The 19,330-nt window shown below is 67.1% G+C and carries 20 protein-coding genes and 1 pseudogene; 8 read left to right on the top strand and 13 right to left on the bottom strand.

Going from position 1 to position 19,330, the window contains the following annotated elements; all coding sequences use genetic code 11:
* The first annotated feature begins 147 nt into the window (after nucleotides 1-147).
* The 3 genes from MRBLAR12_RS08135 to MRBLAR12_RS08125 all read left to right on the top strand — a co-directional run bounded on the left by MRBLAR12_RS08135 (nucleotide 148) and on the right by MRBLAR12_RS08125 (nucleotide 2,726).
* The gene (locus tag MRBLAR12_RS08135) at nucleotides 148-696 is read left to right on the top strand and encodes a YceI family protein (protein ID WP_364745008.1); all 549 of its coding nucleotides are present in this window, start codon (nucleotides 148-150) and stop codon (nucleotides 694-696) included.
* Nucleotides 697-892: 196 nt separating this feature from the next.
* A complete protein-coding gene (locus MRBLAR12_RS08130) occupies nucleotides 893-1,645 on the top strand; it encodes a hypothetical protein (RefSeq protein WP_364745005.1) in 753 nt (250 codons plus the stop codon).
* 217 nt (nucleotides 1,646-1,862) lie between these two features.
* Nucleotides 1,863-2,726 (top strand): Yip1 family protein, encoded by an 864-nt coding sequence (locus MRBLAR12_RS08125; protein ID WP_364745002.1) that lies wholly within the window; start codon nucleotides 1,863-1,865, stop codon nucleotides 2,724-2,726.
* A gap of 66 nt (nucleotides 2,727-2,792) precedes the next feature.
* Here the strand turns inward: MRBLAR12_RS08125 and MRBLAR12_RS08120 are convergent, their stop codons facing one another.
* Both MRBLAR12_RS08120 and MRBLAR12_RS08115 read right to left on the bottom strand, forming a co-directional pair.
* Complete coding sequence (locus tag MRBLAR12_RS08120; RefSeq protein ID WP_364744999.1) at nucleotides 2,793-3,488, bottom strand: redox-sensing transcriptional repressor Rex; 696 nt, start codon at nucleotides 3,486-3,488, stop codon at nucleotides 2,793-2,795.
* Between the two features lie 74 nt (nucleotides 3,489-3,562).
* Nucleotides 3,563-3,835, bottom strand: coding sequence for a glutaredoxin family protein (locus MRBLAR12_RS08115; RefSeq protein ID WP_229993729.1), 273 nt, complete (start codon nucleotides 3,833-3,835; stop codon nucleotides 3,563-3,565).
* Nucleotides 3,836-3,966: 131 nt separating this feature from the next.
* Here MRBLAR12_RS08115 and MRBLAR12_RS08110 point away from each other — a divergent pair, with 131 nt between their 5' ends.
* Nucleotides 3,967-4,785, top strand: a complete 819-nt coding sequence (locus MRBLAR12_RS08110; protein WP_229993728.1) for an HAD family hydrolase — start codon at nucleotides 3,967-3,969, stop codon at nucleotides 4,783-4,785.
* Between the two features lie 192 nt (nucleotides 4,786-4,977).
* On the opposite strand, the gene MRBLAR12_RS08105 is transcribed toward MRBLAR12_RS08110, so the two are convergent.
* The 3 genes from MRBLAR12_RS08105 to MRBLAR12_RS08095 form a co-directional block, all read right to left on the bottom strand.
* Entirely contained in the window at nucleotides 4,978-5,076 is a 99-nt protein-coding gene (locus MRBLAR12_RS08105; protein ID WP_003792170.1) for a 30S ribosomal protein bS22, read from the bottom strand.
* Between the two features lie 206 nt (nucleotides 5,077-5,282).
* On the bottom strand, nucleotides 5,283-5,504 hold the full coding sequence (locus MRBLAR12_RS08100) for a helix-turn-helix domain-containing protein (RefSeq protein WP_090574680.1): 222 nt from the start codon (nucleotides 5,502-5,504) through the stop codon (nucleotides 5,283-5,285).
* Between the two features lie 199 nt (nucleotides 5,505-5,703).
* Nucleotides 5,704-6,852, bottom strand: coding sequence for a 3-deoxy-7-phosphoheptulonate synthase (locus MRBLAR12_RS08095; protein WP_229993727.1), 1,149 nt, complete (start codon nucleotides 6,850-6,852; stop codon nucleotides 5,704-5,706).
* 381 nt (nucleotides 6,853-7,233) lie between these two features.
* Here MRBLAR12_RS08095 and MRBLAR12_RS08090 point away from each other — a divergent pair, with 381 nt between their 5' ends.
* Nucleotides 7,234-8,583, top strand: coding sequence for an alpha-hydroxy acid oxidase (locus tag MRBLAR12_RS08090; RefSeq protein ID WP_364744994.1), 1,350 nt, complete (start codon nucleotides 7,234-7,236; stop codon nucleotides 8,581-8,583).
* 102 nt (nucleotides 8,584-8,685) lie between these two features.
* On the opposite strand, the gene gdhA is transcribed toward MRBLAR12_RS08090, so the two are convergent.
* The 3 genes from gdhA to MRBLAR12_RS08075 all read right to left on the bottom strand — a co-directional run bounded on the left by gdhA (nucleotide 8,686) and on the right by MRBLAR12_RS08075 (nucleotide 12,037).
* Nucleotides 8,686-10,023, bottom strand: a complete 1,338-nt coding sequence (gdhA, locus tag MRBLAR12_RS08085; protein ID WP_229993726.1) for an NADP-specific glutamate dehydrogenase — start codon at nucleotides 10,021-10,023, stop codon at nucleotides 8,686-8,688.
* Between the two features lie 148 nt (nucleotides 10,024-10,171).
* Nucleotides 10,172-10,720, bottom strand: coding sequence for an ArsR/SmtB family transcription factor (locus MRBLAR12_RS08080; protein WP_364744991.1), 549 nt, complete (start codon nucleotides 10,718-10,720; stop codon nucleotides 10,172-10,174).
* Between the two features lie 93 nt (nucleotides 10,721-10,813).
* Nucleotides 10,814-12,037 (bottom strand): acetoin utilization protein AcuC, encoded by a 1,224-nt coding sequence (locus MRBLAR12_RS08075; protein ID WP_364744988.1) that lies wholly within the window; start codon nucleotides 12,035-12,037, stop codon nucleotides 10,814-10,816.
* 117 nt (nucleotides 12,038-12,154) lie between these two features.
* On the opposite strand from MRBLAR12_RS08075, the gene MRBLAR12_RS08070 reads away from it, so the two are divergent.
* Nucleotides 12,155-13,585, top strand: coding sequence for a TrkH family potassium uptake protein (locus tag MRBLAR12_RS08070; RefSeq protein ID WP_229993723.1), 1,431 nt, complete (start codon nucleotides 12,155-12,157; stop codon nucleotides 13,583-13,585).
* A gap of 40 nt (nucleotides 13,586-13,625) precedes the next feature.
* Entirely contained in the window at nucleotides 13,626-14,264 is a 639-nt protein-coding gene (locus MRBLAR12_RS08065) for a potassium channel family protein (RefSeq protein WP_026266712.1), read from the top strand.
* Nucleotides 14,265-14,346: 82 nt separating this feature from the next.
* Here the strand turns inward: MRBLAR12_RS08065 and proC are convergent, their stop codons facing one another.
* From proC to MRBLAR12_RS08040, 5 genes are all read right to left on the bottom strand, one after another.
* Entirely contained in the window at nucleotides 14,347-15,180 is an 834-nt protein-coding gene (gene proC, locus MRBLAR12_RS08060; RefSeq protein ID WP_229993722.1) for a pyrroline-5-carboxylate reductase, read from the bottom strand.
* Nucleotides 15,181-15,667: 487 nt separating this feature from the next.
* A complete protein-coding gene (locus MRBLAR12_RS08055; protein ID WP_364744983.1) occupies nucleotides 15,668-16,981 on the bottom strand; it encodes an RNA polymerase sigma factor in 1,314 nt (437 codons plus the stop codon).
* A 22-nt stretch (nucleotides 16,982-17,003) separates the two neighbouring features.
* A complete protein-coding gene (locus MRBLAR12_RS08050; RefSeq protein ID WP_364744980.1) occupies nucleotides 17,004-17,345 on the bottom strand; it encodes a YciI family protein in 342 nt (113 codons plus the stop codon).
* Nucleotides 17,346-17,446: 101 nt separating this feature from the next.
* Nucleotides 17,447-18,451, bottom strand: coding sequence for a Ppx/GppA phosphatase family protein (locus MRBLAR12_RS08045; protein WP_364744977.1), 1,005 nt, complete (start codon nucleotides 18,449-18,451; stop codon nucleotides 17,447-17,449).
* A gap of 83 nt (nucleotides 18,452-18,534) precedes the next feature.
* Entirely contained in the window at nucleotides 18,535-19,023 is a 489-nt protein-coding gene (locus MRBLAR12_RS08040; protein WP_364744974.1) for an SseB family protein, read from the bottom strand.
* Nucleotides 19,024-19,170: 147 nt separating this feature from the next.
* Here MRBLAR12_RS08040 and MRBLAR12_RS08035 point away from each other — a divergent pair.
* A pseudogene (locus MRBLAR12_RS08035) lies at nucleotides 19,171-19,330 on the top strand (formate--tetrahydrofolate ligase); the annotation flags it as partial.

Below are 19,330 nucleotides of genomic sequence, written 5' to 3'. Positions count from 1 at the left end.
TGGAAAAATGTTCCCCGGAGTTGGAATAAAAGATGCAAATGCATGTTTATACTGGGTGAAGCAGTTAGTTGAGAGTTCAACCAATGAGGCTTCAACTAACGATCAGACGAACCACCGCAGTACCAACCCGACTCAAGGAGCATCACCATGGCACTTCCCGCAAACGTCACCACCGGCATCTGGACCCTCGACCCGTCGCACAGCGAGATCGGCTTCACCGTCCGCCACGCCGGCATCAGCAAGGTCCGCGGTCAGTTCACCGACGCCGCAGCCACCCTGGACCTGACCGAGAACGTCACCGACTCCAAGGTCAACGCCTCGATCAAGACCGCAAGCTTCGACTCCGGCGACGCCAACCGCGACGGCCACGTCCGCGGCGGAGACTTCTTCGACGTCGAGACGTTCCCGGAGATCTCCTTTGTCTCCAGCACCATCGTCCCCAAGGGCGACGCCTACGAGCTCCAGGGCGACCTCACCATCAAGGGCATCACCCGCCCCGTGGCCCTCGACACCGAGTTCAACGGCGTGGCCGTCGATCCCTTCGGCAACACCCGCGCCGGCCTCAGCGCCGAAACCACCATCAGCCGCAAGGACTTCGGCCTGACCTGGAACGCAGTCCTCGACGCCGGCGGCGTGCTGGTCAGCGACAAGGTTGCCATCAACCTGGAACTGGCCTTCATCGCCCCCGCAGCGTAGCCAGTACCGCCGCGGGCCGGTCACTTCGTCCGGTCCCGGGCGGACGACGCCGGCCCGCCGGTTCCAACGCCCTGCTTCATCTTCGCGATGAAGCAGGGCGTTGTTGTTTGTGCCGCTGCTGGGCGCCGCGACGGGCTTCGCGACGGGCCTGGGGATTTCCTAGATAACAGGGAAACGCCGGTCTACAGTGAGAGCCATGAGCAACCCGAGTGATGTACCGCCACAGCAGCCGGGCGCCCAGCCGCCGGCGTCGGGCAACGTCCCGCCAGCCGGCCCACAGCAGCCCCCAGTCAACCCGTCGCCCACTCCCGGATACCAGTCACCGCCGCCGGGGTATCAAGGTGAGCCCGGCTATCAGGCTCCCCCGCCGGGTTATCAGGCACCGCCGCCCGGGTATCAGGGTGAGTCCGGCTATCAGGCTCCCCCTCCCGGGTACCAGGGCCAGCCGGCGCCGGCTGGCGGATTCCGCTTCGAGATGCCCACCGACCGTCCCAGGAACTTCAGCGATGCACTGCCTGTAGGCGGCCTCTCCGGCATGTTCAAGGTCGCTCCGATGCCCACCGAGCTGAAGGTCTCGTACTGGATCTGGCTTATCGGCGGACTGCTGGGACTCCTCGGTGGAATCATCGGGTTGTTCGGGTCCTTCGTCCTGATCGCCTTCGCGCCGCCGATCGGACTCGTGGTGCTGCTGCTCGTCATCGTGGCTCTTGCATTGGCAACCGCTCAAATCATCCTGGCCATGAAGATGAAGGAAGGCCGGGAGTGGGCCCGTTTCGCCCTCACCATTCTTGTCGGCATCTCCTTGGTGCTGACAGTCATCGGTGCCGGCGTCGCCGACGGCCGGGCGGGCGGAAACCTGCCGGGCTTCATCATCAGCCTGGTGGCTACCGTGCTTATGTGGCTGCCGAACGCCCAGGCCTGGTTTGTCGCCAACCGGGGCCGAATCTAGGCCATCCGCCCGACGGGGAACCCACCGGATCGTGGGGGCGGCGGTGCATTCCCGCCGCAGCTGCGCCGGCCTTCGAATAAGGGTTGAGAATACCTCTCCGGAATGATCCACACGGCGGCCGGGCCGCGGTACGGTTGAGCTAAACCATGCTGGGGGCAGGGCAGGATCACTGGTCCCGGTGGCCGATTCAGTGATCGACACGCAAAGGACCGCTTTCATGAGCAACCCGCCAGTCCAGCCCTCACCGCCCAACGGCTCCGAGCCGGGCGGGGAATCCACTCCGGGCTACGGCCAGAACGCCCCGCAGACGCCGCAGCACGGCCAGCAGACACCGCCGGCGTACGGCCAGAACGCCCCGCAGACGCCGCAGCACGGCCAGCAGGCGCCACAGTACGGCCAGCAGACGCCGCCGGCGTACGGCCAGAACGCCCCGCAGACGCCGCAGCACGGCCAGCAGACGCCCCCGACCTACGGCCAGAACGCCCCGCAGACGCCACAGTACGGCCAGCAGACGCCCCCGACCTACGGCCAGAACGCCCCGCAGGCGCCACAGTACGGCCAGCCCCCTTACGGCCAGTCCCCCTACGCCCAGTACCCGTCCGAACAGCCGCAGGCTCCAGGCGCGGTTCCCCAACTGGTCAACACTTCGTTCTGGCTGATCGTCGCAGCCGGAGCCCTGTGGGTCATCTCCATGCTGGTGTCACTGGGAACCCTGGACACGCCTGCCGTCAGGGACATGTTCGAGCAGCAGATGGCGACGAGCGGCACCAGGGTCGATTTCGAATCCATCAAGGGTTTCCTGATCGGCACAATCGTGGTGTTCGCCCTGATCAGCGCCGGGCTGTACGCCCTCGTCGCATTCAATATCCGCAAGGGCAAGAACTGGGCTCGAATTCTGGGCACCGTGTTCGCCGCTTTGTCGATCTTCAACATCTTCCCGCTCAGCCTCGCCACGCTCGCGGCGCTGGTCGGCATCGCGGCCATCGTGCTGCTTTACCTGCCGGCGGCCTCGCCGTACTTCCAGAAGCGGCAGACCTTTGCCAACCCTTACGGACAGCCCGGAGCCCCTTTCGGGAAGTAGCTTCGCCAAGCACCACCCAGCAGGGAACTGCCCAGCGGGCGCGGGACCCGGAGGGTACGGCCGATCCTAGTCGGCGTCCTCCGGGTCCTGCGCCCTTTGTGCGTGGTAGGCCAGAATCTGCAGTTCAGTTGCCATGTCGACCTTGCGGAGATTGACCCCCGGGGGGACCTGCAGCATCACCGGCGCGAAGCTGAGGATGCTCCGCACGCCGGCGGCAATCACCCGGTCGCAGACGCCCTGGGCCACCGCGGCGGGCAAGGCGAGGACCACCATGTTGGCCCCCGTCCGTTGCAGTACCGGCTCAAGGTCAGCGGCGTCGCTGACCCGCAGCCAGCCGACCTCGCTACCCACCACCATCTGGTCGGCGTCGAAAATCGCCACAATGTCAAAGCCCCGCGACTCGAATCCGCCGTACCGGGCCAGGGCCTTGCCCAGGTTGCCCGCACCGACGATCGCGACTTTCCAGTCATGCGTCAGCCCGAGCGCAGCCGCGATGTGTCGGTTAAGGTACTGGACCTCGTAACCGACACCGCGGGTTCCGTAGGAGCCGACATAGGAGAGGTCCTTGCGCAGCGTCGAGGAGCTAACTCCGGAGGCCTCGGCCAGCGACTCGGACGAGACCCGGTCAACCCCGTCAGCCAGCAGTGTGGTCAGGGCGCGCAGATAGATGGTCAGCCGGGCCACGGCCGCGGGTGGAATCTGTTTGGCGGCAGTCCCGGCTCCCCCGGAGACAGCCCCGGGAGATGAATCCAGCGAAGTCACTATCTGCTCCATTGCGTCGCGTTGTGCTTCCCACTCTAGAGCCCCGGCGCATCACGCAACAAAGCACCCCGCCGTCAGGACGGCTGGTCGAGGACCCGTTGCAGGGTCCGGGTCAGTCGGGCCTCGTCGATCTTCCAGAAATCCCGCTGGACCCCGTTGACCAGCACCACCGGGATCTCCTCGGCGAAGCGCTCACGCAGCCCGGCGTCGTCGTCCACCGATTTCTCCGACCAGTCGATGCCGAGCGCAGCGGTAACACGGGCGACGGCGGCGCGCGCGTCCGCGCACAGGTGGCAGTCAGCTTTGGTGATCAGTACGACATCGGGGAAGGACGCGGGTTTGGCCATGCATCCACCGTAGCCCGGCCGCCGCTTCGGCGTCGACGCGCGGCGCAGTCCGCCTGAGGCCGGGCCGTCCCGCCGTCGCGTCGCGCGCCGTGCGGGCGGTCCGGGGCCCGGTCATTGACTAGACTCGTGGCATGCCCGAGGAGAAATACGTCATTGTGGCCAGTGAGCCTGCTGCATCGATGCAGCACGGCGAGGCTGCGTTTTTCGACGTCGACAACACCCTCATGAAGGGCGCAAGCCTTTTCCATGTCGCCCGCAAGCTTCACCAGCGCGGCGCGTTCACCCTGCCGCAGGCCGCCGGGTTCGCTTGGAAGCAATTCATGTTCGTCCTGCGCGGCGAAAACATGGATGACGTCCACGCCGTCCGCGATTCCGCCCTGACGCTGGCCGCCGGCATCACAGCCAAGGACATCGAAGCTCTGGGCGAAGAGGTCTACGACGAGATGATTGAGTCGCGGATCTGGCCGGGGGCCAAGGCCCTGGCGGAGCAGCATCTCCGGGTGGGGCGCAAAGTTTGGCTCGTCACGGCGACGCCGATCGAGGTAGCCACCGTCATTGCCGCCCGGCTGGGCCTGACCGGGGCGCTGGGCACGGTGGGCGAGATTTTGGACGGCTCGTACACGGGGCGGCTCGTGGGAGAAATCCTCCACGGCCCGGCCAAAGCAGTCGCAGTCCAGCAAATTGCCGACGACCAAGGGCTGGACCTCAGCCGCTGCTGGGCCTACAGCGATTCCCACAACGACATCCCGCTGCTGAGCATGGTGGGGCACCCCGTTGCCATCAATCCCGACTCCAAGCTGCGCCGTTACGCCCGCGAGCACAACTGGCCGGTCTACGACTTCCGTGCCGGCCGGCGTGCCGCCACCCTGGGATTCAAGGCCGCGACGGTCGGCGGGGCCATCTACGGCCTGTGGCGGGGGTTCTCCCGCTTCCGCGGACCCAGCCGCTGATCCCCGCGGTTTTCCGCTGCGGTTTCGGTTCCGCGCCTTTGTTTCAGACCCGCGCGTCGCGGATCCGGGCCCGCCCGTGTCCGATTCCGCAGCCCGCGTCCAATCCGGCGCGAAATCTTCCCACCGGGCTGGAGCAAGAAAAATGCCCGCCGCCTGGAAGGCAACGGGCATTTCATGCATTTCGAAGTATGGCTACTTCTTATTGCGACGCTGGTGGCGCGTCTTGCGAAGCAGCTTGCGGTGCTTCTTCTTGGCCATACGCTTGCGACGCTTCTTAATAACTGAACCCACGAAAGTTCCTTACCGGCTAGATGCAGTACCTGCCTGTTGGGAAGGGTCCGCGGGCTAAGCAAGCAGACTGAAACAACTGACAGGTTCTTACAATGACGTAAAACGTTCCTTAACAGGGTACCGCCTCTGCGAGGCACCCCACGACCGCGGGACCCATGCGGGACCCAAAGCAGTCGATTCACGCTGTGAATGTTGCCGCTGGCTGTTCAGCCAGTTCCGGCGTGACCGTCGCTCCGGTCGACGACGGCACCCTTGAGGTACTGTTCGACGGCGTTTTCCGGCACGCGGTAGGAGCGGCCGAAGCGCACGGCCGGCATCTCCCCCGAATGCACCAGACGGTACACAGTCATCTTTGATACCCGCATAAGTTCCGCGACTTCGGCCACGGTCAAAAAACGGGCCTTGGAGAAGTTGGCCTCCGTAGACATTTCCCTATTCCTTTGCTCAAGCGAACGGCAGCCCCACCTGGTGACATGGCGGTGTGCCGATGCTGAGCCATCAAACAACCATGTGTTAGCAACACTAGTTGCTCATGGTGCCAATGTGAAAGACTTCCTCAGGAATCCCCACACGTTTTCCGCAGGAATCTCGAAAATCTCGCACTTCCCGCGCCCTCCTGTCCAACCCTCAGGCACGCGTCCGGCGCGTGCGGGCCGAGGCGGCCAGTTGGCCAAGTACCGACGCCGTCACATCCCAGTCCATGCAGGCATCCGTGACGCTCTGGCCGTAGACCAGCTCGTCCCGGCCGGCGGCTCCAGCGTTGCCTGCGGCTTTGCCTGCGGTTGTGACGGCGGCGTTGACCTCTAGGTTTTGCGCCCCGCCCACCAGGAAGCTCTCCAGCATGACGCCGGCGATGGCCCCGGCCGCGGCTCCGGGACTTTCCAGCTGGGCACCAATTTCGAGGGCGACCTCGGCCTGGCGGTGGTGGTTCTTGCCGCTGTTGGCGTGGCTGGCGTCGACGATCAGGCGGGGGTTCAGCTGCTTCGCGGCGAGTTTGGCGGAGGCCGCTTCAACGTCGGCGGCGGAGTAGTTGGGTCCCTTGCGTCCGCCGCGGAGGATGACGTGGGTGTCCGGGTTGCCGGCGGTGGCCACAAGCGCGGCCCTGCCGTCGTCGTCGATCCCGAGGAACGCCTGGGCCGCAGCGGCGGCGCTGCACGCATCCAGCGCCACCTGGAGGTCGCCGTCGGTCCCGTTCTTGAAGCCGATCGGCATGGACAGCCCGGAAGCCAGCTGGCGGTGGATCTGGCTCTCCGTGGTGCGGGCGCCGATCGCGCCCCAGGCGACCAGGTCCGCGACGTACTGGGGGCTGATGGGCTCAAGGAACTCGGTGGCGGTGGGCAGGCCGAGGGCCGTGACCTGGCGCAGGAAGGCCCGGGCCGCGCGCAGGCCCGCGGCGATGTCGTGGCTGCCGTCCAGCCGGGGGTCGTTGATCAGGCCCTTCCAGCCCACCGTGGTGCGCGGCTTTTCGAAGTACGTGCGCATGACGATCAGCAGGTCTTCGCGGTGCTTCTCGGCCTGGCTGACCAGCCGGCGGGCGTATTCCAGCCCCGCCTTGGGATCGTGGATGGAGCAGGGGCCCACGATGACGAGCAGCCGGTCGTCGACACCGTCCATGATGGCCCGGACCTCGTCCCGGCCCCGTCCAACTACCTCGGCCAGGCGGGGCTCCAGCGGCAGTTCCGCCATGAGGTCCTGCGGGGTGGGCAGCGGGGTGAACTCGCTGACGCGCAGGTTCGAGGTGGAGTGCTGGGTGCCGGGGGCTGCTTCGATGCTCATGTTCGGGTCCTGTTCCGGATGCGGAGCGGGCCCTGATCAGAACCCGCCGGAGAAATGGCGAAGGGCAGAGAATGATCTCTGCCCTGTTGGCTCTGAAGGAAAGTTGGATGCGTGTCAGTTAGACGCGGGCCCCTCCAGAGCCAACGAAAAATACGCATACCAACGGTTAGTCATAGCGTCGACCATAGCCCCGGAGCCGCGGCCGGGGCAAACACCGGGCGTAACAATTCGCCGGACCCGTCGCCCCGGGACGCCGAGAGTGCAGTTCGCGGCAGTCGTCCGCGCCAACACTGCCGCGAAGTGTCATTTCGGCGCACACCGGCACCACCTAGAGTGTGAGGGAACCCCAGCACGAGCATCCGACCCACTATGGAGACAGCCATGACGCAGACCGTTCCGCCCGGCAGCCCCGAGGCTCCGATCACTCCCGGGGCCACTTCCACGGACCCCGGGGCCTCCTCGTCCGGGCAAGGCGCAGCGGCAGCGGCCGCCCGTGGGCTTCCTGCCGCGTTGAAGCGCCGTGTGCCCAAATACGCCGACCTCGCTCCCCTGATGCAGTTCAAGAAGCCGGAGTTCAGCCGGGCCGCCAGGCTGCGCCGTGCCAGCACCATCTGGGACCTGCGGGACATGGCCAAGCGCCGCACGCCCCAGGCACCGTTCGACTACACCGACGGCGCCGCCGAGGCCGAAATCTCCCTCCGCCGCGCACGCCAGGCGTTCCTGGACATCGAGTTCCGGCCCGGGGTCCTGCGTGACGTCTCCAGCATCGACCTCAGCACCGACATCCTGGGCGGGCCTTCCCGCCTGCCGGTCGGGATCGCGCCGACAGGATTCACCCGGATGATGCAGTCCGAGGGCGAATACGCCGGCTCCCAGGCCGCCGAAGCCGCCGGCATTCCATACACGCTCTCCACCATGGGCACGGCGTCCCTCGAGGACGTGGCCGCCGCCGCACCCACGGGCCGCAACTGGTTCCAGCTGTACCTGTGGACGGACCGGGACCGGTCGCTGGAACTGATCCAGCGTGCCGCCGCGGCGGGCAACGACACCCTGATGGTCACGGTGGACACCGCCGTCGCCGGCGCCAGGCTCCGCGACGTCCGCAACGGCATGACCATCCCGCCCGCCCTGACGCTCAAGACCGTGCTCGATGCGTCCTACCGGCCCGCGTGGTGGTTCAACTTCCTCACCCACGAGCCGCTGACTTTCGCGTCGCTGTCCCGGTACACGGGCACGGTCGCGGACCTGATCAACTCCATGTTCGACCCCACCCTGACCTACGCCGACCTCGACTGGCTGCGCGAGACCTGGAAGGGCAAGCTCGTGGTCAAGGGCATTCAGACGGTCGACGACGCCCGCAAGGTGGTGGACCACGGCGCGGACGGGATTGTGCTCTCCAACCACGGCGGCCGCCAGCTGGACCGGGCACCGATCCCGTTCCACCTGCTCCCCGAGGTCGCTGCCGCGCTGAAGGCGGACCGCAGCGAGGCCGCGATCATCCTGGACACCGGCATCATGAGCGGCGCGGACATCATCGCCGCCCTCGCCCTCGGCGCCGACTTCACGCTGATCGGCCGCGCCTACCTGTACGGGCTTATGGCCGGCGGACGGGCCGGGGTGGACCGCGCCCTCCAAATCCTGGAGAAGGACATGGAACGCACCATGGCCCTGCTGGGCGTCAGCCGGATCGCGGACCTCACCCCGGACCACGTGCGGATCCTCCGGCAGTAGCCCGTCCGACATATGCCCGCGGAAATGACGGTGGCGGCAGTGTCTGTCGAAGAACACTGCCGCCACCGCTGTCCCGGCACACGGGCAACCGGAAGATCAGACCTAGATGAGGCCCTGGGCGAGCATCGCGTCGGCTACCTTCACGAAGCCGCCGATGTTCGCGCCCAGCACGTAGTTCCCAGGGTCCCCGTACTCGTCCGCGGTGGCCGCGCAGCGGTCGTGGATTCCGACCATGATCTCCGTGAGGCGTTCCTCGGTGTGCGCGAACGACCAGGAGTCGCGGCTGGCGTTCTGCTGCATTTCCAGTGCGGACGTCGTCACACCTCCCGCGTTGGCGGCCTTGCCCGGGCCGAACAGGATGCCGGCTTCCTGGAAGACCGCGACGGCGTCACGCGTCGAGGGCATGTTGGCGCCCTCGCCCACCGCCAGCAGGCCGTTGCGGACCAGCCGGGCAGCGGCGTCGCCGTCGAGTTCGTTCTGCGTGGCGCACGGCAGCGCGACCGTCGCGTCGACGTCCCAGACTGAGCCGCCCTCCACGTAGGAGACGGCGGAGCGCCGGGCTTCGTAGTCCTTGAGCCGTCCGCGCTCGACCTCCTTGATCTGGCGCAGCAGCGCGACGTCGATCCCGGCCTCGTCCACGATGTAGCCGGAGGAATCGGAGCAGGCCACAACGGTGGCGCCGAGCGCTTGGGCCTTGGCGATCGCGTTGATGGCGACATTGCCGGAGCCGGAGACCACCACGCGCTGGCCGTCGAAGGACTGGCCGCGGGTCTTGAGCATTTCTTCGGCAAAGATCACGGTGCCGTAGCCCGTGGCTTCGGGCCTCACCAGCGAACCGCCCCAGGAGATGCCTTTGCCGGTGAGGACGCCGGATTCGTAGCGGTTGGTGATCCGCTTGTACTGTCCGAAGAGGTAGCCGATTTCGCGGCCGCCGACTCCGATGTCCCCGGCAGGGACGTCCGTGTACTCGCCGATGTGGCGGTACAGCTCCGTCATGAAGGACTGGCAGAAGCGCATGATTTCGGCGTCCGAGCGTCCGCGGGGGTCGAAGTCGGAGCCGCCCTTGCCGCCGCCGATCGGCATGCCGGTCAGGGCATTCTTGAAGATCTGCTCGAAGCCGAGGAACTTAATGATGCCAAGGTTTACCGAGGGGTGGAATCGCAGGCCACCCTTGTAGGGGCCCAGCGCTGAATTGAACTCCACCCGGAAGCCGCGGTTGATCTGGAAGCTGCCGGCGTCGTCCGTCCACGGCACGCGGAAGATGATCTGCCGTTCGGGCTCACAGAGCCGCTCGAGGACGGCCCCTTCAAGGAACTCCGGGTGGCGGTCGTGGACCGGTCCGAGGCTTTCGAAGACCTCGATGACTGCCTGGTGGAACTCCCTTTCGCCGGGATTCCGTGCCAGCACCGTGTCCCGGATGGCTTCAAGCCGTGCGTCCATTGCAACTCCCTCAACCTTGGCGCCCCTCTCCGGGCGCAACAATCCAGCCTTTCCATGGTTGCACTGGGCCGGAAAGGATTTCTATTTGAGGACCTGAGGGCGCCCCCTGTGACAAAAACGGGGTGGCGCAGGACACAAACGGCCCGGGTTACTTCTTGCGGCCGAACTTGGGCAGGTTGGCCAGGAGGTCGGCGGCCTTGGTGGCGGCCCGGCCCACGGTCCGCCCGATCTGCTGGGGCCTCTTGTCCTCCCCTGCCGTTCCCACCGGGATGACGACGGCGGGGCTCAGCGGGCTGCCGGCAGGACGGGCCGCCAGTGCTGCGGCGGGCTGCGCGGCGACCGGCTGCGGGACGGCCGCTGCGGCCAGGCCATCCGGGACGGCGGCAGGACTGGGTTCGGGGTGGAGGGGCGCGGCGGCGTCCGCTGTCGCAGCGGGGCCGACGTCGAACGCCTGGAGCCAGCTGGCGATCCCGGCGAGCGGCTTGGGGTTGAGCGTGTAGTACCGCTTCTGGCCCTGGGCGCGCATGCTCACCAGGTCCGCTTCGCGGAGGACTTTGAGATGCTTGGAAATGGTGGGCTGGCTTGCTTCAAGCTCCTGGACCAGTTCCCCCACCGCTTTGTCCCCCTTGCGGAGGGCTATCAGAATGTCACGCCTGGTTGCCTCAGCAATGACGGCAAATACGTCGTCTGTCACCATGTCCTCCACACTAGCGACATATACGCCAGATGGCATCCACGAATTGCTTCCCTGGCACCGGGCCCCAACCGGGGCCTCCACCCGGGCCCGGGCCTAGTCGAACCAGGGGTCCAGTCCGTGCAGGGGAAACACTTCCTTGCGGGTGGCCATGACGCTGCGGTCCACCTCGTCGTTGGGGTCGAAACCGACTTCCCAGGACCGCCACCAGAGGTCGACGTCGTCGCCCATCGCCTCGGGCGGCTCTACACCGAACTTGGCCCCGTACTTGTCTTTGACATAGTTTCGCCAGCCCTCCGGAACCGGGGTGCGCAGCGGTACCGGGCGGCCGGCCGCGATGGCTATGAGGTGGCTCCAGGACCGCGGCACAACGCTGACGACGTTGTAGCCGCCGCCGCCTGTGGAAATCCACCGGTTGTCGCAGTAGCGCGCGGCGAGGTTGCCGATGGCCGTTGCGGCCTCGCGCTGGCCGTCGACGCTGATGTTCAGGTGGGCGAGCGGGTCAAGCCGGTGCGAGTCGCAGCCGTGCTGGCTGACGATGACTTCCGGCTCGAACGCGCCAATGAGCTGGGGCACGACGGCGTGGAAGGCCCGCAGCCACCCCGCGTCCGCGGTGCCGGCCGGGAGGGCGACGTTCACGGCGCTGCCTTGCGCGTTCGGGCCGCCGATCTCGTTGGCAAACCCGGTGCCCGGGAAGAGGGTCAGCCCGGACTCGTGCAGCGAAATAGTCAGCACGCGCGGATCGTCCCAGAAGATGCTCTGCGTGCCGTCGCCGTGGTGCGCATCGACGTCGACGTAGGCCACGCGCTGGACGCCGCCGTCGAGCAACCGCTGGACCGCGAGGGCGGCGTCGTTGTAGATGCAAAAACCGCTCGCGCGGTCCCTGGAGGCGTGGTGCATCCCGCCGCCGAAGTTCACGGCCCGCACCGCGCTGCCGTCCAGGATGGCAGCGGCCGCCAGCAGGGAGCCGCCGGCAAGCCGGGCGCTGGCTTCGTGCATGCCCGCAAAGGCCGGATCATCCTCGGTTCCCAGGCCCCTGGCGTGGTCGGGGGTGTCCGGGTTTTCGCTCACACGCCGCACGGCGGCCACAAACTCCGGGCTGTGGACCGCGCACAGCTCCGCGTCGGCGGCGACGTCCGGTGCCGCCACCGTGACGTGGTCCAGATCCAGCAGTCCCAGACTGCCGGCCAGCTTCGCTGTGAGCTCCATGCGCTCCGGCGCCATCGGGTGGGAGTGGCCGAAGTTGTAGGCGGTCATGGCAGGAGCCCACACCACCGTCGTCGGCAGCGCGGTCTGAGTGAGTCCGGGCAGGAATGTCATCAATCACAGGCTACCGGAGCGGTCCCCGGGTTCCCGCGCGTGCACGGGTGCTCCCCCGGCCATTACGGGAGTTTAGTGGTTTACTACTTGGGGAAGCAGTTTCAACCGAGGAAAAACATGACGCAAAGCCAGTCGAGGTCCAAGAGCCCCGCCAGCTGGCAGCCAGGTATGCCGGAGCGGGAAGGCCTGTGGATCTTCACACGCCTGCGCGACTTCATTGACAGCATCGCAAACAGCTCGCCGGCCCGCCTGGCGCTTACGGCGTTCGGCGTCGTAATCCTGGTCTTCACCGCTTTGCTCTCGCTGCCCTTAGCTTCCGCGACAGGACAGGTCACACCGCTGCATCAGGCGTTCTTCACTGCGGCGTCCGCTGTCTGCGTCACGGGCCTGACCGTGGTCTCCACGGCTGTGCACTGGTCCTTCTTCGGCCAGCTCGTGATTCTGTTCGGCATTTTCGTGGGCGGCTTGGGCACCTTGACCCTCGCGTCGCTGCTGGCGCTCATGGTCAGCAAGAGACTCGGTGTCCGCGGCAAGCTGATCGCCCAGGAGGCCATGAATGCAGGCCGGCTCGGCGAAGTCGGAACGCTGCTGCGGATCGTGATCGTGACCTCCGTGGTGATCGAGGGCGCCCTGGCGCTGGCTCTTATCCCCCGCTTCCTGATCCTCGGGGAGAGCTTCCCGCAATCTGTGTGGCACGGCATCTTCTACGCCATTTCGGCTTTCAACAACGCCGGCTTCACGCCGCATTCGGACGGGATCGTCCCGTACGAAACCGATCTCTGGATCCTCGTCCCGCTCATGCTCGGGGTGTTCCTGGGCAGCCTGGGTTTCCCCGTGGTCATGGTGCTGCACCAGAACGGGCTGCGGTGGAAGAAATGGAACCTGCACACCAAGCTGACCATCCAGGTGTCCTTCATCCTCCTCGCCGCCGGTACGGTCCTCTGGGGCTTCCTGGAGTGGGACAACCTGCGCACCATCGGGGACATGGACCTCGGCGACAAGATCACGCATGCGCTGTTTGCCTCAGTCATGCTGCGCTCGGGCGGGTTCAACCTTGTGGACCAGAACCACATGGAGTCGACCACCATGCTGCTCTCCGATGCCCTCATGTTCGCCGGCGGCGGCTCCGCCTCCACGGCCGGCGGCATCAAGGTCACGACCATCGCCGTGATGTTCCTGGCGATCGCCGCCGAGGCCCGCGGCGACGCGGACGTGAAGATCTATGGCCGCACCATCCCTGAGGGCACCATGCGCGTGGCCATTTCGGTGATCGTCGCCGGCGCCACCCTCGTCTCTGTCTCGGCCCTCCTGCTCCTGCACATCAGCCATGCCTCCCTTGACCGGGTCCTGTTTGAAACCATTTCCGCCTTCGCCACGGTGGGCCTAAGCACCAACCTCAGTGCAGAGTTGCCGCCGGAGGGGGTTTACGTCCTCGCCTTGCTCATGTTTGCCGGGCGCGTCGGGACGGTCACCCTTGCCGCCGGCCTGGCCCTGCGCCAGCGCAGCCAGCTGTACCACTACCCGGAAGAGAGACCGATCATTGGCTAGTTCCTCAGGCGCCGTCAACCGCCCCGCCCACAACGCCCCCGTGCTGGTGATCGGGCTGGGCCGTTTTGGCGCATCCACCGCAGAGCAGCTGGTCAAGCAGGGCCGGGAGGTCCTGGCCATTGAGCGCGACCGCACCCTCGTCCAGAAGTGGGCGAGTGTCCTGACGCACGTCGTCGAAGCCGACGCCACCAACATCGATGCCCTCCGCCAGCTCGGGGCCCAGGAATTCAGTTCCGCCGTCGTGGGCGTGGGCACCTCGATCGAATCCTCGGTGCTGATCACGGTGAACCTCGTGGACCTCGGAATCGAACACCTCTGGGTCAAGGCGATCACGCCCTCGCACGGCAAGATCCTGACCCGGATCGGCGCCAACCACGTCATCTACCCGGAGGCGGACGCTGGCGTCCGCGCCGCGCACCTGGTCTCCGGGCGCATGCTGGACTTCATCGAGTTCGACGACGACTTCGCGATCGTCAAGATGTACCCGCCACGGGAGACCGTGGGCTTCACCCTGGACGAGTCCAAGGTCCGTTCCAAGTACGGCGTCACGATTGTGGGCGTGAAGTCCCCGGGTGAGGACTTCACTTATGCGCGGCCGGAAACCAAGGTTTCCTCGCGGGACATGCTCATCGTTTCGGGCCACGTGGACCTGCTCGAACGGTTCGCCGCACGTCCCTAGGCCACAACCGGCGCCCACCGGCGACCGGAGCCACCACGGTGGCCCTGGTGCCCGCCGGAAGCGCGTGTACGACCGGGCAGGCTCAGGCGAGCTGCCGGGTGATTTCGGCCGCGCGCGCAGCGGCCGCGCGGGCGCCGTCAGCGATGATGGCCGGCAGTCCCCGCTCGTCAAACGTGGCAATGGCCCGTTCCGTGGTGCCGTTCGGGCTCGTGACCGCCTTGCGCAGCGCGGAAGGATCCGCGCCGGGCTCGGCCAGCATGAAGCCCGCCCCGGCGACGGTCTCGCGGGCCAGCAACAGGGACAGCTCCGGATCCAGGCCCAGTTGCGCGCCGGCCTCTGCCATGGCCTCAGCCAGGTAGAAGGCGTAGGCCGGGCCCGAGCCGCTGATCGCGGACAGGGCGTCCACCTGGTCTTCGGGGATCTCCACCACCGTGCCGGCGGCTGCGAGGATGTCCTTGGCGCGCTGGAGCTGCCCGGCGGAGCAGTTGGTCCCGGGAGAGACGGAGACGACGCCGCGGCCCAGCTTCGCCGGCGTGTTCGGCATTGTGCGGATGACGGGCTGGCCGGCCGGCAGCGCCGCCTCCAGCTGCGCCAGGGACACGGCGGCCGCGACGCTGATGACGATCGTGTCCGGTGAAAGGGACTCACTGATTTCCCGCGCCAGATCGGCGATGCCCGCGGGCTTGACGCCAAGGATGACGACGCCGGAGCCGGTGGCGGCCTGCTTGTTGTTGTCGGGCTCTTCTTCGCCCGCGATGGCCGTGATCCCGTGGTGGCGTTGGGCCAGTTCGGCCGCGCGCTCGGCCCGGCGGACGGTAGCGACGATATCGGCCGGGTCGACACCGCCGTCGATCAGCCCACCCAGAATTGCCTCGTTCATTGACCCACAGCCCAGGAATGCGATTCGGTTGCTCATGTCCCCATCATTGCAGTCGGACGTGATTCCCAGCCAGCTCACACCTTTACCGCAGTCATTGCACAACTTCGGGCCCTAACGTTGGAGCTACCTCATTGAGGGTGCGAGTGATGCAGCAGGCATGCGGATGCCTGCGCGGCACCGGTGGTTTGCAGCGGATTTTCCCATTTTTCCCGCAGCGGACCGCCGGTGCCTTTGCCGTTTAATCGGTGCTTTGCCGTTTAGAGGCCCCACACCGGAGCCGGCCAAAAAGCGGGGACTCCGGGATTGCCAGCGAACGCACAGGGAAATCTCGCTGTGCGCCCAAGATCGGCCATTACCTTGGAAAGTGCCTCAACAGGTGCGAGTGATGATAGTCGGTTCCCCCGGAGCCGGCGGTGCGCCGGGCGATTGGCAGCAGAGTTCCCCCAAGTCCTGCTCCAGTCGCCCGGCGCTACACATTTAACCGGCGTTGACCCGCCCGCATCAGGCCCGGGTGGGCCCGCTTCTAACCGGCTCCGTCCCCGCCGAACGCCGGGCTGCGGAGCTTGCCCTCGAGGAACCGGCGTTCCGCGGCGCTTCCGGCCAGCCCCAGGGCCCGCCTGTAACCTTCGGCGGCCTCCGGATAGCGGTCCAGGCGCACCAGGAAGTCGGCGCGGACGGCGTGGAAGAGGTAGTAGTTCTCCAGACCCAGGCCCTCCACCGCGGCCAGCGCGGCAACCGGCCCGCGCAGTTCGGCAAGTGCGACGGCGCGGTTCAGCGCCACGACGGGTCCGGGCGCGACGGCCAGGAGCTGGTCATACAACTGCAGGATTTGCGCCCAGTCGGTCTCCGCGGCGGTCGTGGCGACGCTGTGGACGGCGTTGATCGCCGCCTGGAGCTGATACGGCCCAGGACGGTTCCGGCGCAGGCAGCGGCGCACCAGCTCCTGGCCTTCGGCGGCCCCGGCGCTGTCCCAGCGCCCCCGGTCCTGGGCCGCGAGCAGCACGAGTCCGCCGTCGGGGGCGAACCGGGCAGCGCGGCGGGACTCAATGAGCAGCATCAGTGCCAGCAGTCCCGCCGCTTCCGGCTCGTCCGGCATGAGGGACGCCAACAGCCTGCCCAGCCGGATGGCTTCAGTGCAGAGCTCCGCACGGGCCGGGCTGTCGGCGGGGCCGGCGGTGTAGCCCTCGTTGAAGATCAGGTAGACGACCGCAAGCACCGGTTGCAGCCGTTCGGGCAGTTCGGCTCCCTGCGGGACACGGTACGGGATTTTGGCATCCCGGATTTTCGCCTTCGCCCGGACCAGCCGCTGTGCCATGGTCGCCTCCGGCACCAGGAAGGCCCGGGCGATCTCCGCCGTCGTCAATCCACCCAGAAGCCGCAACGTGAGCGCCACTTGGGCAGATCTGGCCAGGGCGGGGTGGCAGCAGGTGAAAATCAGCCGCAACGTGTCGTCGTCCACGTCCTCGACTCCTGACTGTTCCGCCAGGAACTGCTCTTCAGCAGCCGGTGAAGGTCCGGCCCCTGACCGCGCCGCCGCCAGCCAGGCTGCCTGCGCATGCTTGTCCTCCCGGGAGGCCTCCCTCCGCAGCCGGTCGATCGCCCGGTGCCGCGCCGTCGTGATGATCCAGCCGGCCGGGCTGGGCGGGACGCCTGCCGAGGGCCAGTGCTGGAGCGCCGCAGCAAAAGCATCCTGGACGGCGTCCTCGGCAATATCGATGTTCCCGAACGTACGCGTCAGGACACCTACGGCGCGGCCGTATTCGAGCCGGAACACGCGGGCAATGTCCGCCTCGGTCGCGCCGTCAGTTGCGCCGTCAGTTGCGCCGGTGTCGCCCACAGCAGCCCCCTCGGCCCGGCGGCTAGTGCTGGAAGGGACGGACTTCAACGGGAAGTGTGCTGGCGCCGGCCAGCTTCCGTGCCCAGCCAAGGGCTGCGTCAAGGTCCTCGGCCTCGATCACGGTGAATCCGCCGAGATGCTCTTTGCCTTCGGTGAATGGCCCGTCGGTCACGAGGATCTCGCCGTCACTGGGCCGGAGGACGGTCGCGGACTCTGCCGGGTGGAGTCCCGCGGCGAACACCCAGGCCCCGGCCGCCTGCATTTCATGGTTCAGGGCCGCCAGGTCACGCATGATCGGTTCGAGGAACTCAGGGTCCGGGGCAGGGCCGTCCGGTTGGTAAATGCTGAGCAGGTACTGCGTCATTTCGGGTGCCTCCTTGTCGAATCAGCCGGCGGCGTGCCGGCCTCTCAGCAATTACACGATCGAGGTCCCTGCGGATCGACATAGTCGCGGCCCGGGCGGTTTCAGGAAGCTTTTTCCGGCGACAAGAGCCGCGCCGGAGGTTGCTCTGCCACGTGCGGCGCGGGATCGACCGGTCCCTCAAATACCAACTGGTCCAGGCGGCGGAGGATGAGTCCCTCACGCAGGGCCCACGGGCAGGTCACCATGCTGTCGAACTTGAACATCTCAAGGGCGGCTTCCGCGACGAGGGCGCCGGCGAGGACCTGCGGCGCGCGGGCCTCGGAGACGCCGGGCAGGTGGAGCCTGTCCCCTATCTCCATGGCCGAGATCCGCTGCGCCCAGAGCCCCAGGTCGAGGGCCAGCAGCTCCCGCTTGACGTAGGGTCCGGCGGCGCTCGGGGCGGCACCGGCGATCCTGGCGAGGGACCGGAAAGTTTTGGACGTGCCCGCCACCAGGTTGGGCGGGCCCAGCTTCTCGAATTTACGCACCGCGGGTTTGAGTGTGGAGCGGATGTAGCGGCGCAGCTCCTTGATGCTCTTGGCCGAGGGCGGGTTCTCGGGCAGCCAGTCACGCGTCAGCCGGCTGGCGCCGAGCGGAACGGACATCGCCAGCTCGGGCAGCTCGTCCTGGCCGAGGGCCATCTCGAAGGAGCCGCCGCCGATATCGAGGTTCAGGATGGGCCCGGCGCCCCAGCCGTACCAGCGCCGGACGGCGAAGAACGTCATGGATGCCTCCTCGCTGCCGCTGAGCTCACGGAGGGTGACGGTGGTTTCATGTTTGACGCGGGCCAGGACGTCAGCACCGTTGGTGGCCTCGCGGATGGCCGAGGTGCAGAACGCGAGGAGGTCGTCGGCTTTGTGCTTGGCCGCGAATTCCCACGCCTCAAGGACAAACTCGACGAGTTCATGCTGCCCCTCGTCGTTGATGTTGCCGTCGTCGTCGAGGTACTGCACGAGCGACAGCCGCCGCTTGTGCGAGGCGTAGGGGACCGGACGGGCGCCCGGATGGGCGTCAACCAGCAGCAAATGGACAGTGTTGGACCCGATGTCGAGGACGCCTAGACGCATGCTGCCATTATTCCCCCCACGGTGCGGCTGGCCTAGCTGCGACGGCGGTATTCGCGAAGAATACCGCCGTCGCCACCGCGGGCTTAGGCCGGGTCGCCGTTCTGCGCCGGCCGGTCCACGGTCCCGTCAGCGGGCTGGGCCGCGGTTCCGTCAGCGGGCTCCTCCGTAGGCTTGAAGTCGCGGCGGATGTTGGCCACGCCCTCCGGGTCGATTTCAAAGCCGTAGGCGGCCCCGGGGTTGATCACCATGCCGAGCTCTGCGCCGAGGTTACCGATGATCGCGGCGCCCTGCGTGCCCAGCACGTTCGGGGCGGCGGCGAGATACTGCTCGGTGACGCGGCTCGGGTGTGAGAAGACGGCCAGGACGGGCTTGCCGGAGGAGTTCGCGAGGACCAGCGGCTCCACCTGCGAGTCGGGGCCTTCCAGGGCGTCGGAGCTGACCACGTAGACCTCGTTGTTGAGGAAGGCGAGGATCACGTCCACCGGGTTGGCGTCCGGCTGCTCCCCCCGGGCAAGCTGCTCCTCGAGTTCGTTCAGCGGCTGGTTGTCCAGGTGTGCGGGCTGTTCAGTCATATTCCTACTCGATCACGTTGCGCCCCGGTCCGCAAACGCGAAATCGCCGGAAACGCGCGGATTCGCCGGGATTTTCCGGCGAATCCGCGCGTTTGCGGCGCTTTACGTGGGCTGGCCTACATCTTGGGCGGGGGCGTCCGGGCGGGCGCCGTGCGGGCCGGCGTCGCCAATCTCCCGCGCCACATCCGCAACGTCGAGAAGTTCGGCATCATCCCGGTTGTGCCGGTCAACAAATTCGCCACGGACACCGCCGAGGAGCTGGACTGGCTGCTTCAGTGGTGCGCCGCGGAGGGGGTCCAGGCTGCGG

The sequence above is a fragment of the Arthrobacter sp. LAR12-1-1.1 genome (genome assembly GCF_040676555.1).
Classification (GTDB): Bacteria; Actinomycetota; Actinomycetes; order Actinomycetales; family Micrococcaceae; genus Arthrobacter.
The sequence above is the reverse complement of the archived record's forward strand: the minus strand, read 5'-3'. Positions and strand labels throughout refer to the sequence as shown.

Excerpts from the sequence above, each read along its gene's own strand:
- MRBLAR12_RS08045 (WP_364744977.1), bottom strand. The coding sequence starts at position 18,451 with ATGCGTCTAGGCGTCCTCGACATCGGGTCCAACACTGTCCATTTGCTG.
- MRBLAR12_RS08070 (WP_229993723.1), top strand. The coding sequence starts at position 12,155 with ATGACGCAAAGCCAGTCGAGGTCCAAGAGCCCCGCCAGCTGGCAGCCA.
- MRBLAR12_RS08050 (WP_364744980.1), bottom strand. The coding sequence starts at position 17,345 with ATGACGCAGTACCTGCTCAGCATTTACCAACCGGACGGCCCTGCCCCG.
- proC (WP_229993722.1), bottom strand. The coding sequence starts at position 15,180 with ATGAGCAACCGAATCGCATTCCTGGGCTGTGGGTCAATGAACGAGGCA.
- MRBLAR12_RS08110 (WP_229993728.1), top strand. The coding sequence starts at position 3,967 with ATGCCCGAGGAGAAATACGTCATTGTGGCCAGTGAGCCTGCTGCATCG.
- MRBLAR12_RS08090 (WP_364744994.1), top strand. The coding sequence starts at position 7,234 with ATGACGCAGACCGTTCCGCCCGGCAGCCCCGAGGCTCCGATCACTCCC.
- MRBLAR12_RS08125 (WP_364745002.1), top strand. The coding sequence starts at position 1,863 with ATGAGCAACCCGCCAGTCCAGCCCTCACCGCCCAACGGCTCCGAGCCG.
- MRBLAR12_RS08115 (WP_229993729.1), bottom strand. The coding sequence starts at position 3,835 with ATGGCCAAACCCGCGTCCTTCCCCGATGTCGTACTGATCACCAAAGCT.
- MRBLAR12_RS08095 (WP_229993727.1), bottom strand. The coding sequence starts at position 6,852 with ATGAGCATCGAAGCAGCCCCCGGCACCCAGCACTCCACCTCGAACCTG.
- MRBLAR12_RS08130 (WP_364745005.1), top strand. The coding sequence starts at position 893 with ATGAGCAACCCGAGTGATGTACCGCCACAGCAGCCGGGCGCCCAGCCG.
- MRBLAR12_RS08080 (WP_364744991.1), bottom strand. The coding sequence starts at position 10,720 with ATGGTGACAGACGACGTATTTGCCGTCATTGCTGAGGCAACCAGGCGT.
- gdhA (WP_229993726.1), bottom strand. The coding sequence starts at position 10,023 with ATGGACGCACGGCTTGAAGCCATCCGGGACACGGTGCTGGCACGGAAT.
- MRBLAR12_RS08075 (WP_364744988.1), bottom strand. The coding sequence starts at position 12,037 with ATGACATTCCTGCCCGGACTCACTCAGACCGCGCTGCCGACGACGGTG.
- MRBLAR12_RS08100 (WP_090574680.1), bottom strand. The coding sequence starts at position 5,504 with ATGTCTACGGAGGCCAACTTCTCCAAGGCCCGTTTTTTGACCGTGGCC.
- MRBLAR12_RS08135 (WP_364745008.1), top strand. The coding sequence starts at position 148 with ATGGCACTTCCCGCAAACGTCACCACCGGCATCTGGACCCTCGACCCG.
- MRBLAR12_RS08040 (WP_364744974.1), bottom strand. The coding sequence starts at position 19,023 with ATGACTGAACAGCCCGCACACCTGGACAACCAGCCGCTGAACGAACTC.